Source organism: Xanthomonas sp. WHRI 6108 (assembly GCF_040202385.2).
Taxonomy (GTDB): Bacteria; Pseudomonadota; Gammaproteobacteria; order Xanthomonadales; family Xanthomonadaceae; genus Xanthomonas; species Xanthomonas arboricola.
On sequence record NZ_CP168198.1, the window covers coordinates 1,271,761 to 1,287,918 of the forward strand.

A 16,158-nucleotide genomic window follows, 5' to 3' on the forward strand; every position below is an offset into this window, starting at 1 on the left:
TCAGCGCGTCTGCGTCGACATCGAATACGGCCGCTGCGCCGGATCGGTGGCCCATTGCGTGTTCGGCGTGGCCTGCATGCGGAAGCGCAACTCGCCGCCGGCCTGGATTTCTTCATGCGTGAGGTAGGCGCGGGTCAGCGGCTGGCCGTTGAGGGTGGCGCTGCCGACGTAGCTGCGCGCCTTGCTCAGGCCATCGGCGATCACGCTGAAGCGCTTGCCATTGGGCAGCTTGAGCGTGGCGCGCGGCAGGAACGGCCGGCCGATGATGTACTGGTTGCTGCCCGGTGCCACCGGATAGAAGCCCAGCGTGGTGAACACGTACCAGGCCGACATCTGGCCAAGGTCATCATTGCCGGCCAGGCCTTCGGGGCCGGCGTGATACTGGGTGTCCATGATCTGGGTCAGCCGCGCCTGGGTGCGCCAGGGCTGGCCGGCGTAGGCGTACAGATAGGCGACATGGTGGCTGGGTTCGTTGCCGTGCGCGTACCAGCCGATCAGGCCGGTGATGTCTTCCATATGCGCGAACACCTTGGGGTCGACCTTGGCATCGAACACCGCATCCAGGCGCGCCAGCAGCTTGTCGTCGCCGCCATGTGCGGCGGCAAGCCCGGCGACGTCCTGCGGCACATACCAGGAGTATTGCCAGGCATTGCCTTCGGTGTAGTCGCTGCCGTAGCCGCTAGTGGATGGATCGAATGGTTCGCGGAAGTTGCCGGCACGGGTACGCGCGCGCATGTAGCCAGTGGCCGGGTCGAAGGCGTGCTTCCAGTTGCCGGCGCGCTTGCTGAATTCTGCGGCGATGGCGGGCTTGCCGAGCTTGTCGGCCATGCGCGCGATGGTCCAGTCGTCGAAGGCGTATTCCAGCGTCTTGGAGGCGGCTTCGCCTTCTTCGTCGATGGGCACGTAGCCCAGCTCGCGGTACTGCGCGATGCCGTCGTAGGGGCCGTAGTTGGCGCTGGCGACCATGGCATCGAGCGCTTCGTTGGCATCGAAGCCGCCGATGCCTTTCATGTAGGCGTCGGCAATCACCGGCACGGCGTGGTAGCCGATCATGCACCAGGTTTCCAGGCCGTGGAACGCCCAGATGGGCAGGATGCCGTAGGCGCTCTCGCGGCGCGAGGCGAGCAAGGAATTGACCATGTCGCTGCTGCGTTGTGGCGGCTGCACCAGGGTCAGCAGCGGATGCAGCGCGCGGTAGGTGTCCCAGAGCGAGAAGGTGGAGTAGTTGGTCCAGCCACGCGCCTGATGCACGGCGTTGTCCGGCCCGCGGTACTGGCCATCGCTGTCCATGAACAGGGTGGGGCCGAGCAGGGTGTGATACAGCGCGGTGTAGAGCTGGGTGCGTTGTTGCGGCGTGCCTTGCGCATCGATCGCCGACAGCGCCTGTGTCCACTGCGCGCGCGCATCGGCGCGCACGCGGTCGAAATCGAAATCGGGCACTTCCGCATCGAGATTGGCGATGGCGCCGGCCTCGCTGACCGGCGACAGCGCAACCTTGACCACCAGCGGTGTGCCGTCGTTGGCAACGTCGAACACGCCGACCAGCTGGCGGCCTTCGATCTGTGCGCGCTGCGCGGGGTTCTTCTCGCCCGGCGGCGGAAAGCCCTTGTACGGGACGTCCTGCTCGGTGTCGTGCAATTGGGTGGCGGTGAGCGGGCGGGAGAAGCGCATGGCGAAGTACAGCTGGCGGCCGGGTGCCCAGCCGCGGGTTTCGCGAAAGCCGGTCACGGTGCCATCGCCGCGTACGCGCAGCCGCGACCACTGCACCTTGCCGGGGTAGTCGTACAGGCTGGTGCGCAGGTCCACCAGTACATGCGCCGGCGTGCCCTTGGGGAAGGTGTAGCGATGCACACCCACGCGCGCACTGGCGGTGAGTTCGGCGCGGATGTTGCGGTCTTTCAAGGTCACCGCGTAATAGCCGGGCTGCGCCTGCTCGCTGGCATGGTTGAACTGCGCGGTATAGCCGCTGCCCGGTGTTGCGACATCGCCGCGTTCGAGTTTGACCTGGCCGGTCTGCGGCATCAGCAACACATCGCCCAGGTCCGAATGCCCGGAGCCGGAAAAGTGCGTGTGCGAGAAGCCGACAATCGTGGTGTCGCCATGCCGGTAACCGGCGGCCCAGCCATAGGCCTCCTTGCGCGGCTTGATCTGCGTGTCCGGGCTCAGCTGCACCATGCCGAACGGCAGCGTGGCACCGGGATAGGTGTGGCCTTCGCCACCGGTGCCGATAAAAGGATCCACCGCGCTGAAACCCGCGTCGTCTGCGCGTGGCGCCGCGCTGCCGGCAAAGCTGACGCAGGCGGCAAGCAGCGCCAGCCAACGCAGGAGAGAGAAGGCGATTGAGCGATGCTGCATGCGAACGGTTCCAGGCGGATGCAGCGCCGGACCGTAGCACAGCTGTCGGGCCTGATCGCATGACATCCATGCCTGCATCGTTGAGCTCGCTAACCGGTGCGCGGCGGGCGGCGGTGATGCCTGCGGCTGTCTTTGAGAGGTTGCCGGCGCTGCGCGCAGGAGACAGCGGATGCGCAGATCCGTCGCCTTTCTGCACGGAACGAGCGCAATGCCAGCAGCTGCGAGAGAGCGTGCGAATGCGGGGCCTCGGCTGCGGGCAATCGCAACGGCAGGCTGCTGAAATCGCGCAAACCGTCCGCATATCACCCGGATGGATCTGTTCGATACTCCCACCGCGCCCGTGCAGCTGCTGCACGATACGCAGGGCGGCGTGCGCTACTGGCCGCAGCTGCTGGCGCCTGCCGTGGCGCAGCAGTGCTTTGCCGCATTGCGCCAGGCGACCGACTGGCGCAGCCAGCGCCGCGAGATGTATGACCGTGTGGTGGAGGTGCCGCGGCTGCTGGCATCGTATCGGCTGGACGCACCGCTGCCGCCCGGGCTGCCGCTGCAGGCGCTGCTCGATGCGGTGCAGGCCGTGTTGCCCGCGCCGTACAACGCGGTAGGCCTGAATCTGTATCGCGATGGCCGCGACAGCGTGGCGATGCATCACGACAAGCTGCAGACGTTGCTGGCGCCGCATCCGATCGCATTGGTGTCGCTGGGCGCGACGCGGCGGATGCAGCTGCGCGCAAAGGACGGCAATACGCGTGCGATCGGTGTGGAACTGGCGCCCGGCAGCCTGCTGGCGATGAGCCATGCCTCGCAACTGAGCCACGAGCACGGCATCGCCAAGACCGCACGTGCGGTGGGCGAGCGCATCAGCGTGGTGTTTCGCGTGCGCCCGGCCGAGCGCATGGCCGCCGGCCAGCACGGGCCGCACTGGGAGCCGGTACAACCGTAGCGTGGCTGACAAGCGTGGTGTGGCTTCGTCGGCACGGTGCGGAGCAGGCCGGAGTCTCCCGGGCAACAGGAGCGACGGGATCACACGAGTGCCGCGTACCGGCTGCGGGCCCAGTGCCGTGTTCGCTTGACGGCCAGCGCAGCAGCTACGTCGGCCACCTTCTGCGCGTACGGTTGCGGTTGATTGTGCCGGTCACCGCTGGTGAGCGTGCGGTACCGCTGGCAGCCGCGTGAGGTGTTTTGCCTGTGCAAACACCGCACTGGTGCGCGCGCCGGTGCTGCTCGTGCATGCGCTCTGTCGCGCACGGCATGGCCCGTTCGGGTGATTGCCATCACCCTCACGGCTGGCCATGCTTGCATGTACTCCCCCCTCAGCGTCGCCACTCCATGTCCCTGGCCGATACCCGCCACCATCAGATGTTTCCCGAGCTGGACTCGGGCCAATTGGCGATCACGCGGCGGTTTGCCAGCGGGCCGGCGCAGCGTTTCGATGCGGGCGAGCTCGTCTTCGACGTGGGTGATGCGCACGCGCCGGTGTGGGTGGTGCTGGAAGGCGCCATCGAAGTGGTGCGTCGCGACGGGTTGGGCAACGAAAAGCCGATCACCTTGCAGACGCCCGGCCAGTTCACCGGCGAGGTCAGCCAGCTGGCCGGGCGCGCCTCACTCGCCGGTGGGCGTGCCGGGCCGCAGGGCTGCCTGGCGCTGCCGTTCGACACCGCGCATCTGCGCGCGCTGATGATCAGCTCGGCCGAAGTGGGCGAGGTGGTGATGCGTGCGTTGATCCTGCGCCGCGTCGGCCTGATCGAAGGCGATGCCTCGGGCTCGGTATTGATCGGCGAGCCGGACGATCCGCATCTGACCCGGTTGCAGGGCTTTCTGACCCGCAACGGTTACCCGAACACGGTGATCGATGCCTCCGACGAGGAAGGCCGCGCGTTGGTGCAGCGCTTCGGCATCCAGGAGCAGGAACTGCCGGTGATGGTGTGCCCGAGCGGGCGGGTGCTGCGCCAGCCCAGCGATGCCGAAGCGGCGCATTGCCTGGGCATGACGCCGGACATCGACCCGGACAAGCGCTACGACGTGGCCATCGTCGGCGCCGGCCCGGCCGGTCTGGCGACGGCGGTGTATGCGGCCTCCGAAGGCCTGTCGGTGCTGGTGCTGGACCAGCGCGCCATCGGCGGCCAGGCCGGTGCCTCGGCACGCATCGAAAACTATCTTGGCTTTCCGACCGGCATTTCCGGCCAAGCGCTGGCCGGGCGCGCCTATAACCAGGCGCTGAAATTCGGTGCCGAGCTGGCAATTCCGATCGAGGCCGGCACGCTGGAATGCGGGCGCGACGATGGTGCGCTGAAGCTGGATCTGGCCGACGGCAAGCAGCTGCTGGCCAGCACCGTGGTGGTTGCCTCCGGGGCGCGTTACCGGCGCCCGGAGATCGACGGGCTGGAGCGTTTCGAAGGCCATGGCGTCTCGTACTGGGCCTCGCCGGTGGAAGCGCGGCTGTGCGAGGGCGGCGTGGTGGCGCTGGTGGGCGGCGGCAATTCCGCCGGCCAGGCAGTGGCGTTTCTGGCACCGCGGGTGAAGGAACTGCACCTGATCATTCGCGGCGAAGGGCTGGAATCGTCGATGTCGCAATACCTGATCGACCGCATCGCCGTGCTGCCGAACGTGCAGCTGCATACCGGCACCGAAGTGTCCGCGCTGGAAGGCGACCCGGAGCGCGGCCTGCAGGCGGCGGTATTGCGCACGCGCGCCGATGGGCAGACCACGCGGGTGGAATTGCGGCACCTGTTCCTGTTCGTCGGCGCCGACCCCAACACCGGCTGGCTGCAGCAGTGCGTGGAGACCGATGCGCGTGGCTTCGTCGTCACCGGCAACGCACGCGGCGATGGCGTGCCGGCCTGCCTGCCGCTGGAAACCAATCGCCCCGGCGTGTTCGCCATCGGCGATGTGCGGGCCGGCTCGGTCAAGCGCGTGGCCGCGGCGGTGGGCGAGGGCGCGGCGGTCGTCGCGCAGATCCATCAATACCTGGCACACCAGGCCAACCCGGTGCCGGCATCCGAACTTGTCAGTTCCTCACAGGAGTCCACCACCTCATGAGCGACCAGTGCACACATACCGCGCAGATCAGCGAGGTCACGCCCAGCGCACGTGGCTGCGAAGACTGTCTGGCCATCGACAGCACCTGGGTGCATCTGCGCCTGTGCCGCAGCTGCGGCCACGTGGGGTGCTGCGATGATTCGCCGCACAAACACGCCACGGCGCATTACCACGCCACAAGCCACCCCATCATCGAAGGCTACGACCCGCCCGAAGGCTGGGGCTGGTGCTATGTGGACGAGGTGGAAGTGGAGTTGCCGGACCAGACGCCGCAGCTGGGGCCTATACCGCGGTATGTGTGAGGCGGCGCGGTGGTTTGGCGGGGTGTGGATGGGGGGCTGGGCGCCGCTGGGAATCGGGAATCGGGAATCGGGAATCGGGATTGGGGAATCGGGAATCGTAAAAGCGGTTTGCGTGCTGTTTGATTGGGTCGGGCGGGGATTTTGTGTGGGGCGATGGCAAGTCTGCTGAGGGGGACGGTTCGCTTGCTTCGCGGCGCCCACTTACTCCGGCCAGTGCACCTGCGGTAGTTCGCCGATCGTTGGGCGGGCGAACAGATAGCCTTGCTGCAGGTGGATGCCCATGTCGCGCAGGGTGCGGTATTCGTCCGGGTGCTCGATGCCTTCGGCAATGACGGCGATGCCGAGTTCCTCGCACATGCGGGTGGTGTGGCGGACGATGGCCTGGCGGCTGCGGTCGGCGTCGATGCCGCGCACCAGGGCGATGTCCAGCTTGAGCAGGTCCGGCTGGAAATCGGCCAGCAGGCCGAGGCCGGAATAGCCGGCGCCGAAGTCGTCGATGGCGGTCTTCAGGCCGCGCGCCTGGTAGGTGCGCATGATGTCGAGCAGATGCGCCGGCTCGGCCAGGTGTTCCTGTTCGCTGACCTCGAAGATGATGGCGTCCAGCGGCCAGCCGTACTGCGCAGTGGCCGAGAGCGTGGCGCGCAAACAGTGTTCGGGGTTGTAGACCGCGTTGGGCATGAAGTTGATTGACAACAGGGCCGGCAGCGCGATCTGCGCGGCGCATTCGATCGCCTTGATGCGGCAGGCCTGGTCGAAGGCGTAGCGGTTGCGCTCATCCACGGCGGCCAGGATGCTGCCGGCCGATTCGCCGTTGACGCCGCGCACCAGCGCCTCACCGGCGTAGATGCTGCGGGTGGACACGTCCACGATCGGCTGGAACGCCATGGTGATGGCGGTGGGAAAGTCCTGGCCGTCGCGGCAGGCGTTGCAAACGGGGAGCGTGGGCATGGCTGAGCAATCGTGCGGCGTGGAGGTAGCCTAGCGGTATCGGCCGCAACAGCGCGTCATTGAGTCTGCACACGCATCCTCGCGCCATCCTCACCTGGGGCGTCACCGGGCTCGGCGATAATGCGCCATTCCCCGCATCGGACGCCCCATGACCGCTCTCACCGAACGTTACGCCCTGGCCGTGGATTACGCGCGCATTGCCCATGCCGGGCAGGTGCGCAAGGGCACGCAGATTCCGTATCTGAGCCATTTGCTGGGCGTGTCCACACTGGTGCTGGAATGCGGCGGCGACGAAGAGCAGGCCATCGCCGGGCTGCTGCACGATGTGGTGGAAGACTGCGGCGGCGGTCATGAGGCCTCGATCCGCGCGCAGTTCGGCGATGCGGTGGCCGACATCGTGATGGCGTGCACCGATGCCACCGCCGAAGACAAGGCCGAGGTGGACAACACCGCCAGCGCGCGCAAACGCGATTGGCGCGAGCGCAAGCTGGCCTACCTGGAGCACCTGCGCAACACGCCCGAGCGCGCCTTGCTGGTGTCCGGCTGCGACAAGCTCTATAACGCGCGCACCATCGTGCAGGACCTGGAAAACCCGGACGTGGGCCAGGACATCTTCAACGTATTCACCGCAGGGCGCGCCGGCACGTTGTGGTACTACGGCGAGCTTGAGGAGATCTTCCGCACGCGTGGCGCGGCGACTGCACGGCTGTTCAGTGGTGTGGTGGCGCGCATGCAGGCGCTGGCGGAGACCGGCGAGCAGCCGGTGCCGGCGCACGCGCTGGGGTGATTGCGTTGTAGAGCGGCTGGTTGGTGAGTTGGCTGCAGGGCCCTTGCCCGCCCACCCTCGCGGGACACGCCGCCAGTACGTCCGTGTAGGCTCTTACGCGGCATCCATGCCGCGTAAGGTCCCGCGACGGTGGGCGGGCAAGGACCTGTCGGGATGGTCGGTGTGCATGGTTTTCGATAAGGCAACCGACTGACTTTCTGGTGAGGTGTTCTCGCCGCTCTTGACGCTGTGGGTGTGCTGCAGGGCCCTTGCCCGCCCACCCTCGCAGGACACGCCGCAAGTACGTCCTTGGAGGCTCTTACGCGGCATCCATGCCGCGTAAGGTCCCGCGACGGTGGGCGGACAAGGGCCAGTTGAGTTGGCCGGCGCGCATGGTTTTCAACAAAGCAGCCGGCAACTGTCTTGTGCGGTGTCCTTGCCGATTGCGGGACCGTGTGGTGGCATGGATGCCGCCATCTAGCCCCCACGAACGGGTTTACGGCATAGCCAGCGAGCGGTGAGGGCACCGCGCCTTCGACCGATGCATTCCAGGGCGAGCAGCAAGTTGCTTGAGTGGAGCGCCGCAGGACTCGCCGTCAACACTGACACCGGCTGTATGCGGCACGCGGTAGGCTGGCGCATTGTCGAATGTCGGTGTGTCACTCATGTACAGCGCAGCGTCGTCTTCCTCCGGCCTGGTGCGCGTGCGCGGTGCGCGCGAGCACAACCTCAAGAACGTGGACGTGGACATCCCGCGCGATGCGCTGGTGGTGTTCACCGGGGTGTCCGGCTCGGGCAAGTCGTCGCTGGCGTTCGGTACCGTGTTTGCCGAAGCACAGCGGCGTTACCTGGATTCGATCTCGCCGTATGCGCGGCGCCTGATCGACCAGGTCGGCGTGCCGGAAGTGGATTCCATCGAAGGCCTGCCGCCGGCGGTGGCCTTGCAACAGGCGCGCGGCGCGCCGAGTGCGCGCTCGTCGGTGGGCAGCGTCACCACCATCTCCAACTCCCTGCGCATGCTGTATTCGCGTGCGGGCAGCTACCCGCCGGGGCAGGACATCATCTACGCGGACGGTTTTTCGCCCAATACCCCGGCCGGCGCCTGCCCTACCTGCCATGGCCTGGGGCGCATCTACGATGCGACCGAGGCGACCATGGTGCTGGATCCCACGCTGAGCATCCGCGATCGCGCGGTTGCCGCCTGGCCCGGTGCCTGGCATGGCCAGAACCAGCGCGACATCCTCACCACGCTGGGCCACGACGTCGACCTGCCGTGGCACAAGCTGCCGAAGAAGACCCGCGACTGGATCCTCTACACCGACGAGCAACCGGTGGTGCCGGTGTACGCCGGCTACAGCCTGGACGAGGCCAGGCGCGCGCTGCGCCGCAAGGAGGAGCCCAGCTACATGGGTACCTTCACCAGTGCGCGGCGCTATGTGCTGCACACCTTTGCCACCACGCAGAGCGCGCAGATGAAAAAGCGCGTGACGCAGTACCTGATCAGCACGCAGTGTCCGCAGTGCGACGGCAAGCGGCTGCGGCGCGAGGCGCTGTCGGTGACCTTCGCCGGCCTGGATATCGGCGAGCTGTCGCGGCGGCCGCTGGACGAGGTGGCCGACCTGCTGCGCCCGGCTGCGGAAGGTGCCGGTGGCAAGCGCAACGACAAGCGCAAGCAGGCCGACACGCATCCCGAGCAGGCGATTGCCGCGCAACGCATCGCCGCCGACCTGCGCGCGCGGATCGAGGTGGTGCAGGCGCTGGGCCTGGGCTATCTCAGCCTGGAGCGCAGCACGCCGACGCTGTCGCCGGGCGAGCTGCAACGGCTGCGGCTGGCCACGCAGATCCGCTCGCAGTTGTTCGGCGTGGTGTATGTGATGGACGAGCCATCGGCGGGCCTGCATCCGGCCGATGCGCAGGCCTTGCTGGGCGCGCTGGATCAGCTCAAGGCCGCCGGCAATTCGGTATTCGTGGTCGAACACGAGGTGGATGTGATCCGCCACGCCGACTGGATCGTCGACGTTGGCCCGGCTGCCGGCGTGCACGGCGGGCAGGTGCTGTACAGCGGCCCGCCCGCGGGACTGGAGCAGGTGGAGGCCTCGTCCACGCGCCGTTACCTGTTCGGCACCCCGCCGCAGGTGCACAGCCATGCGCGTGCGGCCACCGGCTGGCTGCAGCTGCGCGGCATCACCCGCAACAATGTGCGCGAGCTGGATGTGGACCTGCCGCTGGGGGTATTCACCACCGTGACCGGTGTGTCCGGCTCGGGCAAGTCGTCGCTGGTGAGCCAGGCATTGGTGGAATTGCTGGCCGCTCATCTTGGACAAACCCAGGCAGAGGAAGACGAAGCGCTGGACCCGCTGGAGCGCGGCACGCAGGTGCCGCTGGGTGGTGCGATCGTCGGCGGGCTCGACCAGGTGCGCCGCCTGGTGCGGGTGGACCAGAAACCGATCGGCCGCACGCCACGTTCGAACTTGGCCACCTACACCGGCCTGTTCGATCCGGTGCGCAAGTTGTTCGCCGCCACACCGGCCGCACGCCGCCGCCGTTACGACCCGGGGCAGTTTTCGTTCAACGTTGCCAAGGGCCGCTGCGCCACCTGCGAGGGCGAGGGCTCGGTGCATGTGGAATTGCTGTTCATGCCCAGCGTGTACGCGCCATGCCCCAGCTGCCACGGCGCGCGCTACAACGCCAAGACCCTGGAGATCGCGCTGCGGGGTCACAACATCGCGCAGGTGTTGGCGATGACCGTGGACCAGGCCGCCAGCTTCTTTGCCGACGACGCTAGCGTGCTGCGCCCGTTGCAGGTGTTGCGCGAAGTGGGGCTGGGCTATCTGCGGCTCGGCCAGCCGGCCACCGAGCTGTCCGGCGGCGAGGCGCAGCGCATCAAGCTGGCCACCGAGCTGCAACGCGCGCAGCGGCACGACACCGTGTACGTGCTGGACGAGCCGACCACCGGCCTGCATCCGGCCGACGTGGATACCTTGATGCGTCAGCTGCAAGGCCTGGTGGAGGCCGGCAATACGGTGATCGTGGTCGAGCACGACATGCGCGTGGCCGCCAGCAGCGACTGGGTGCTGGACATGGGCCCGGGCGCGGGCGGCGCGGGTGGTGCTGTCGTGGCGGCGGGTGTACCGGATGCGGTGGCGCGGCAGCGCGGCAGCCGCACTGCGCCGTTCCTTGCAGAGGTGTTGCGTGGAAATACGATCGGCTGACAAATCTTTCGAAGGTTGTAGCGATTGCGTCAACGTGTTGCCCAGACGCGCCTTCGATGACGCGTGAATCGATCTCGGCATGGCAGCGAGTTGCTCGCGTCGAAGAACTGATCAGACCGCACTGCATCGCATCGCATTGCAGGGCACGGCATCACTGCTCCTGACCACGCACACCGACCAACCCGACGGGTCCTTGCCCACCCACCGTCGCGGGACCTTACGCGGCATGGATGCCGCGTAAGAGCCTACAAGGACGTACTTGCGGCGTGTCCCGCGAGGGTAGGCGGGCAAGGACCCCACAGCAAACCCGCAGATCGTCCGCTGCAAACCGAGGCACACGCACCGTCCAATCCCCCCTCAAGACCCAGTTCCCTCTCAATGCGACCGAGAGCGTGAGCGCAATAGGGATGTGTTCCCGAGCCAACCTGGGCGCGATGCCCTCTGCGTGAGCGGGATACGCCGCATATCCATCCCCTGAGCTGAGCCATTCCGATTGCGACTGGCGCTCAGCCCATCAATTCAAAACTCGCAGACACGCCCTCGGCCTCTGCAGAGGGCGCCACCCAGAGATCGAATACGCCAGGCTCTACCGTCGGCTTCAATGCCTGGCCGATAAACAGCAGGTCCTCACGGCGCAGCACGAACTCCACCACCGCGCTGCCGCCCGCCGGCACCGCCAGCTTGCGGAAGTCCTTCAGCTCGCGCACCGGGCGGGTGATGCTGGCGCTGCGGTCGCGGATGTAGAGCTGCGCCACTTCTTCGGCATCGCGCGTGCCGCGGTTGTGGATGCGCGCGCTGATGCGCAGGCTGCCGGCCGCCGCCATGCGTGCATCGCTCAAGCGCAGTTCGCCGTATTCGATGCGGCCATAGGTCAGGCCGTGCCCGAACGGAAACAACGCGGCATTGGGCGCGGTGCGGTAGCGGGTCTTGAACGGTTGCAAGGCATCCGGGCGCGGGTCGGCACGGCCGCTGGGCTTGTGCGCATAGCTATAGGGCACCTGCCCGGCGGTGTGCGGAAAACTCACCGGCAGGCGCCCGGACGGACCGTGCGCGCCAAACAGGATGTCCGCCAGCGCGGCGCCCGATGCCGAGCCCAGGAACCAGCCGACCAGGATCGCCGGCGCCTTGAGCACCGGGCCATCGATCACCAGCGCACGGCCGTTGCTGAGCACCACCACCACCGGGGTGCCGGTGGCTGCCACCGCAGCCAGCAGCGCTTGCTGCACGGCGGGAATGACGATCTCGCTGCGCGATTGCGCTTCGCCGGAGTAGCGCATCGGTTCGCCGATCGCCAGCACTGCCACATCCGCAGACGCCGCTGCGGTGACGGCCGCCTGCACGCCGCCGGGCAGGCCATGTTCGAAGTCGCAGCCTTCCACCACCTGCAGGCTGTCCGGGTTGCCCAGCCGCGCGCGCACGGCGGTGGCCAGGTCGTTGCCGCTGTCGTCGCCGCCGAACAGCGTCCATGGGCCGGCGCTGTCGGTCCAGTTGCGTGCCATCGGCCCAATCAGCGCGATGCGTTGCCCCTGCGTCTTGAGCGGCAGCAGCTCGCCATCGTTCTTGAGCAGCACGATGGATTTACGCGCCGCCTCGCGCGCCAGTGCCAGGCTGTCCGGGCGCCGCTGCCGCGCCTGCGCGCGTGCCGGCACGATGCGCAGGAACGGATTGTCGAACAATCCAAGCTCGGCCTTGAACTGCAGCACGCGCCGCACCGAGGCATCCAGCTGCGCCATCGTCACGTCGCCGGCGGCCACCAGCGCCGGCAGATGCTGCAGGTACAGCCCGCTCTGCATGCTGATGTCCACACCGGCCAGGAACGTCAGCCTGGTCGCCTCGCGCGCATCGCTGGCAAACCCGTGCCCGATCAGTTCCAGATCGCCGGTGTAGTCGGACACCACCAGGCCGCGGTAGTCCCACTCGCCGCGCAATACCTCGCCCAGCAACCAGCGATTGGCGGTGGCAGGGATGCCGGCGATCTCGTTGAAGGCCACCATCGTGGTCACTGCGCCGGCATCGAAGGCAGCCTGGAACGGTGGGAAATAGACCTCGCGCAGGCTGCGCTCGGAGATGTCGACGGTGTTGTAGTCCAGCCCGGCCTCGGCGGCCCCATAGGCCGCGAAATGCTTGGGGCAGGCTGCAAGTGCGTCGGCATGATCTAGGCCCTCGCCCTGGAAGCCGCGCACGCGGGCCTGCGCAAAACGCCGGCCGAGCAGCACGTCTTCGCCACTGCCTTCCACGCCGCGCCCCCAGCGCGCATCGCGCGCGATGTCCACCATCGGCGCGAAGGTCCAGTCGATGCCGACCGCACTGGCCTCCAGTGCGGCCGCACGCGCGGTGCGTTGCGCCAGCGCCGGCTCGAAGCTGGCGGCCTCGGCCAGCGGCACCGGAAACACCGTGGTGAACCCATGGATCACATCGGCGGCAAACAGCAGTGGAATCTGCAGGCGGCTCTGCAGCGCGGCCTGCTGCAGTTGCTGATGCCACAGCACATTGGAGCCATTGAAGATGCCGCCCACCCGCCCGGCACGCGCGGCGGCAAGCTGGCCCTCGGCCGTGGGCACGGTATTGATCGGATTGGCCGCTGCGGCCGCATCGGTCTGCTGCGCCGAACCGGACAGCGTCAGCTGGCCGGCTTTTTCCTCCACGCTCATGCGTGCGATCAACGCATCGATAAAGGCCGGCGCCGCAGCCGCGCGACGCGGCAGCGCAACTCCCACCGGTACCTGTGCCAACACTGCTGCCGAGGCGGTGCCCAGCAGCAACCCGCGACGCGTGATCCCTTTTCGCATGCCCGCCATCCCCGTCTGTCCAGGCCAGACGCTAACGGATCGCCAGCGAAAAGCCGTGATGCGCTGCACGATGGGTGCCGGGCGGGCTGACTCGGCAACGATGGCGACAGCACGGCGCCTTCACCGTTTCCGCACTAGCGTGCGCCATCGATCAACGGCGGTCAGGACACACGATGCTGGACGTGGAAACACGCGTGCGCTTTTACGAAATGATGCACCTGGACATGCCGTGGTGGGAGTTCGTGCTGCGTGCGGTAGCGGTCTATACCGTGGTCCTGCTGTTGACGCGCATGACCGGCAAGCGCGCGCTGGGTCAATCCACGCCGTTCGACGTGCTGCTCATCGTGCTGCTGGGAACCGCGGTGCAGAACTCGTTGATCGGCAAGGACGTCTCGCTGCTGGGCGGCATGATCCTGGCGGCCACCTTGCTGGTGTTGAACTGGCTGGTGGGCATGGCCACCGCGCGCAGCCGGCGGATCGATACCTGGGTGCAGGGCACCCCGGCGCTGCTGGCGCGTGGCGGTGAGATCTACTGGAAGGAACTAGTCCGCCACAACGTCAGCTACGCCGATTTCGAAGTGGCAAAACGCAAGGCCGATTGCCGCGACGATGCCGATATCGACATGGCGATCCTGGAGACCTCCGGGGAGATCAGCATCCTGAAAAAGCGCTAGCGCGCCGGCAGGCCGGCGTGCATGCCGGCGGTGCCGCCGCACCAGCGTGGCAGCCAGCCTGGCGCATGTGCGCCACGGCATGGCGACCGGCGGCTCAGCGGGCCTTGCAGAACAACGACAGGTCCACCGACTCGGCCATGCGCTGGTAACCGGCATCGTTGGGATGCAGGAAGTCGCGGGTCAGCGCGGCGGGTAGCCACTCCGGCCTGGCTGGGTCGCGCAGCGCGGCGTCGAAGTCGATCACCGCATCGAATGCCTGCCCGTCGCGGATGAAGCCGTTGAGCGTCTGGCGCGTGGCCGCCGCCACCGGTTCGTAGCGGTCGGAGTTGCCGAACGGGGTCAGCGTGGCGCCGATCACGGCGATGCCGTGTTGCTGCAGCCGGGTCACGATCTGGCGATATCCCAGCACCATGTCGGCGGCATTACGGCCGGCAATCGCATCCGGCGGACCGCTGTGGCGGATGTCGTTGATGCCTTCGAACAGGATCACCTGGTCCACGCCGGGCAGTGCCAGCACGTCGCGATCCAGCCGCGCCAGCGCGCTGGGGCTGCGGCCGTCGTCGAGCAGCTTGTTGCCGCTGATGCCGGCGTTGAGCACCACCACGCTGCCGGGGCAACGCTGCTCCAGCCGCCTGGCCAGCAGGGCCGGCCAATCGCCATTGGCGCCGCGTGTGGCGGTGGCGCCTTCGGTGATCGAATCGCCCAGCGCCACCACTACCGTCTGGCGTGGGTGCGGTGGTTGCACGTAAAGGGCGGAGATGACGTTCTGGCGATACGCCAACGCCTTGCTGTCCGGCACTTCGGCCTGGCCCTTGACCACCCGCACCGCCGTGCGGCGTACCGCCGGGCGCGCCGGCGTGGGGAAATACAGGCTGACCGCCACCTCGCCCAATGCCGGTGCACGCAGCGGCACCGGGTCGCTGAGCAGCACGCCACCGGGCGGCACCGTCACGCTGGCGCGCCGCTCGAAGCGCAGCGGTTGCGCGTCCCCGCCGCCGCCGAGCAGGCGCGCGGTGCCCGCAGCGATGGTCAGCGGTGCGGTGCCCAGCTCGTTGCTGATGCGCACGCGCAGGGCCACTGCCGCACTGCCCAGGCGCATGTCCTGGCGCACCGTTTCATCGGCAAATTGCAGCGGCGTGTCGGCACCGCCGTCGAGCCGGTCCGGCGTTGCCGAAGCAATCCAGGCCGGCACCCAGCGTGGCGCGGGGTGCGCCGTGGCCGGGCCTGCCAGCACCACACTCAGTGTCGCAGTCATCATCCATCGCCAGCGCATGCGCAGGACTCCTTTGTCGGTCAGGAAAAGAACACGCCGCCGTTGACGTCCAGGTTGGCGCCATTGATGAAGCTGGCCGCATCCGAGGCCAGGTACAACGCCGCATCGGCGGCTTCCTCCGGGCGGCCTTCGCGCCGCAGCGGGGTGGCATTGGCGACGAAGGCACGCACTTCCGGCTTGGTGAAGTCGTCATGGAAGCGGGTGGAGATCATGCCGCAGCACAATGCGTTGACGCGGATGCCGCGCGGGCCCAGTTCCTTGGCCATCGCACGCGAGAAGGTCATCACCGCCGCCTTGGCGGTGGCATAGATGGCCGCGCCCGGCCCGCCGCCATCGCGCCCGGCAAGCGAGGCGAAATTGACGATCGCACCGCCTTCGCGCATATGCGGCGCCACCGCCTGGGTGGTCAGGTAGACCGACTTGAGATTGAGGTCCATCACCTGATGGAAGAAGGCCTCGTCGATGTCGGCCAGCGGCTTGCGCGCCAGCATGCCGCCGGCCACGTTGATCAGCACGTCGATGTGCTGGCCGAAGGCGGTGCGCGTGGCGGTCAGCAGGCCGGCCACGGCGGTGGCATCGGTGACGTCGGCGCGGTGCAGGATGCCCTGCCCGCCGGCAGCCTGCAGCTGTGCCAGGGTGTCGCGCGCGCTGGCGTCGTCGTTGGCGTAGTTGATGCAGACCTTGGCGCCGGCCGCGGCCAGCTTGAGCGAGATGGCGCGGCCGATATCGCGGCCACCGCCGGTGACGATGGCGACCTTGTCGTGGAAGTGCATGCGGGTGTGTCCTGTTGGTGTGGGGAAAGC

Annotated in this window: 11 protein-coding genes; 6 read left to right on the top strand and 5 right to left on the bottom strand. The window is 67.8% G+C overall.

Going from position 1 to position 16,158, the window contains the following annotated elements; all coding sequences use genetic code 11:
• A complete protein-coding gene (locus tag ABQ039_RS05565) occupies positions 1-2,355 on the bottom strand; it encodes a GH92 family glycosyl hydrolase (protein WP_184611133.1) in 2,355 nt (784 codons plus the stop codon).
• Positions 2,356-2,665: 310 nt separating this feature from the next.
• Here ABQ039_RS05565 and ABQ039_RS05570 point away from each other — a divergent pair, with 310 nt between their 5' ends.
• The 3 genes from ABQ039_RS05570 to ABQ039_RS05580 all read left to right on the top strand — a co-directional run bounded on the left by ABQ039_RS05570 (position 2,666) and on the right by ABQ039_RS05580 (position 5,693).
• Positions 2,666-3,295 (top strand): alpha-ketoglutarate-dependent dioxygenase AlkB, encoded by a 630-nt coding sequence (locus ABQ039_RS05570; protein ID WP_160954639.1) that lies wholly within the window; start codon positions 2,666-2,668, stop codon positions 3,293-3,295.
• A gap of 386 nt (positions 3,296-3,681) precedes the next feature.
• Positions 3,682-5,391: an FAD-dependent oxidoreductase gene (locus ABQ039_RS05575; RefSeq protein ID WP_184455257.1), complete on the top strand. Its 1,710-nt coding sequence runs from the start codon at positions 3,682-3,684 to the stop codon at positions 5,389-5,391.
• Positions 5,388-5,693 carry a UBP-type zinc finger domain-containing protein gene (locus ABQ039_RS05580; protein ID WP_016904212.1) on the top strand — a complete coding sequence of 102 codons (306 nt, stop codon included), beginning with the start codon at positions 5,388-5,390 and terminating at the stop codon, positions 5,691-5,693. The genes ABQ039_RS05575 and ABQ039_RS05580 overlap by 4 nt, the downstream gene beginning before the upstream one ends.
• 201 nt (positions 5,694-5,894) lie before the next feature.
• Here the strand turns inward: ABQ039_RS05580 and ABQ039_RS05585 are convergent, their stop codons facing one another.
• A complete protein-coding gene (locus ABQ039_RS05585; protein ID WP_024938629.1) occupies positions 5,895-6,641 on the bottom strand; it encodes an EAL domain-containing protein in 747 nt (248 codons plus the stop codon).
• A gap of 148 nt (positions 6,642-6,789) precedes the next feature.
• Here ABQ039_RS05585 and ABQ039_RS05590 point away from each other — a divergent pair, with 148 nt between their 5' ends.
• Together ABQ039_RS05590 and ABQ039_RS05595 are read left to right on the top strand one after the other, a co-directional pair.
• Positions 6,790-7,428 carry an HD domain-containing protein gene (locus ABQ039_RS05590; protein ID WP_016904210.1) on the top strand — a complete coding sequence of 213 codons (639 nt, stop codon included), beginning with the start codon at positions 6,790-6,792 and terminating at the stop codon, positions 7,426-7,428.
• Positions 7,429-8,072: 644 nt separating this feature from the next.
• Positions 8,073-10,619 (top strand): excinuclease ABC subunit UvrA, encoded by a 2,547-nt coding sequence (locus ABQ039_RS05595; RefSeq protein WP_184611266.1) that lies wholly within the window; start codon positions 8,073-8,075, stop codon positions 10,617-10,619.
• A gap of 506 nt (positions 10,620-11,125) precedes the next feature.
• On the opposite strand, the gene ABQ039_RS05600 is transcribed toward ABQ039_RS05595, so the two are convergent.
• Positions 11,126-13,408 (bottom strand): glycoside hydrolase family 3 N-terminal domain-containing protein, encoded by a 2,283-nt coding sequence (locus tag ABQ039_RS05600; protein WP_184611131.1) that lies wholly within the window; start codon positions 13,406-13,408, stop codon positions 11,126-11,128.
• 173 nt (positions 13,409-13,581) lie between these two features.
• Between ABQ039_RS05600 and ABQ039_RS05605 the strand changes: the two genes are divergently transcribed.
• Positions 13,582-14,082, top strand: a complete 501-nt coding sequence (locus ABQ039_RS05605; RefSeq protein ID WP_016904665.1) for a DUF421 domain-containing protein — start codon at positions 13,582-13,584, stop codon at positions 14,080-14,082.
• Between the two features lie 94 nt (positions 14,083-14,176).
• Here the strand turns inward: ABQ039_RS05605 and ABQ039_RS05610 are convergent, their stop codons facing one another.
• Together ABQ039_RS05610 and ABQ039_RS05615 are read right to left on the bottom strand one after the other, a co-directional pair.
• Entirely contained in the window at positions 14,177-15,340 is a 1,164-nt protein-coding gene (locus ABQ039_RS05610) for an SGNH/GDSL hydrolase family protein (RefSeq protein WP_184611264.1), read from the bottom strand.
• A gap of 35 nt (positions 15,341-15,375) precedes the next feature.
• Positions 15,376-16,128, bottom strand: a complete 753-nt coding sequence (locus ABQ039_RS05615; protein ID WP_024938633.1) for an SDR family NAD(P)-dependent oxidoreductase — start codon at positions 16,126-16,128, stop codon at positions 15,376-15,378.
• Positions 16,129-16,158 lie beyond the last annotated feature (30 nt).

Coding starts and splice junctions, on each gene's coding strand:
- ABQ039_RS05580 (WP_016904212.1), top strand. CDS start 5,388: ATGAGCGACCAGTGCACACATACCGCGCAGATCAGCGAGGTCACGCCC.
- ABQ039_RS05570 (WP_160954639.1), top strand. CDS start 2,666: ATGGATCTGTTCGATACTCCCACCGCGCCCGTGCAGCTGCTGCACGAT.
- ABQ039_RS05595 (WP_184611266.1), top strand. CDS start 8,073: ATGTACAGCGCAGCGTCGTCTTCCTCCGGCCTGGTGCGCGTGCGCGGT.
- ABQ039_RS05565 (WP_184611133.1), bottom strand. CDS start 2,355: ATGCAGCATCGCTCAATCGCCTTCTCTCTCCTGCGTTGGCTGGCGCTG.
- ABQ039_RS05615 (WP_024938633.1), bottom strand. CDS start 16,128: ATGCACTTCCACGACAAGGTCGCCATCGTCACCGGCGGTGGCCGCGAT.
- ABQ039_RS05600 (WP_184611131.1), bottom strand. CDS start 13,408: ATGCGAAAAGGGATCACGCGTCGCGGGTTGCTGCTGGGCACCGCCTCG.
- ABQ039_RS05610 (WP_184611264.1), bottom strand. CDS start 15,340: ATGATGACTGCGACACTGAGTGTGGTGCTGGCAGGCCCGGCCACGGCG.
- ABQ039_RS05605 (WP_016904665.1), top strand. CDS start 13,582: ATGCTGGACGTGGAAACACGCGTGCGCTTTTACGAAATGATGCACCTG.
- ABQ039_RS05575 (WP_184455257.1), top strand. CDS start 3,682: ATGTCCCTGGCCGATACCCGCCACCATCAGATGTTTCCCGAGCTGGAC.
- ABQ039_RS05590 (WP_016904210.1), top strand. CDS start 6,790: ATGACCGCTCTCACCGAACGTTACGCCCTGGCCGTGGATTACGCGCGC.
- ABQ039_RS05585 (WP_024938629.1), bottom strand. CDS start 6,641: ATGCCCACGCTCCCCGTTTGCAACGCCTGCCGCGACGGCCAGGACTTT.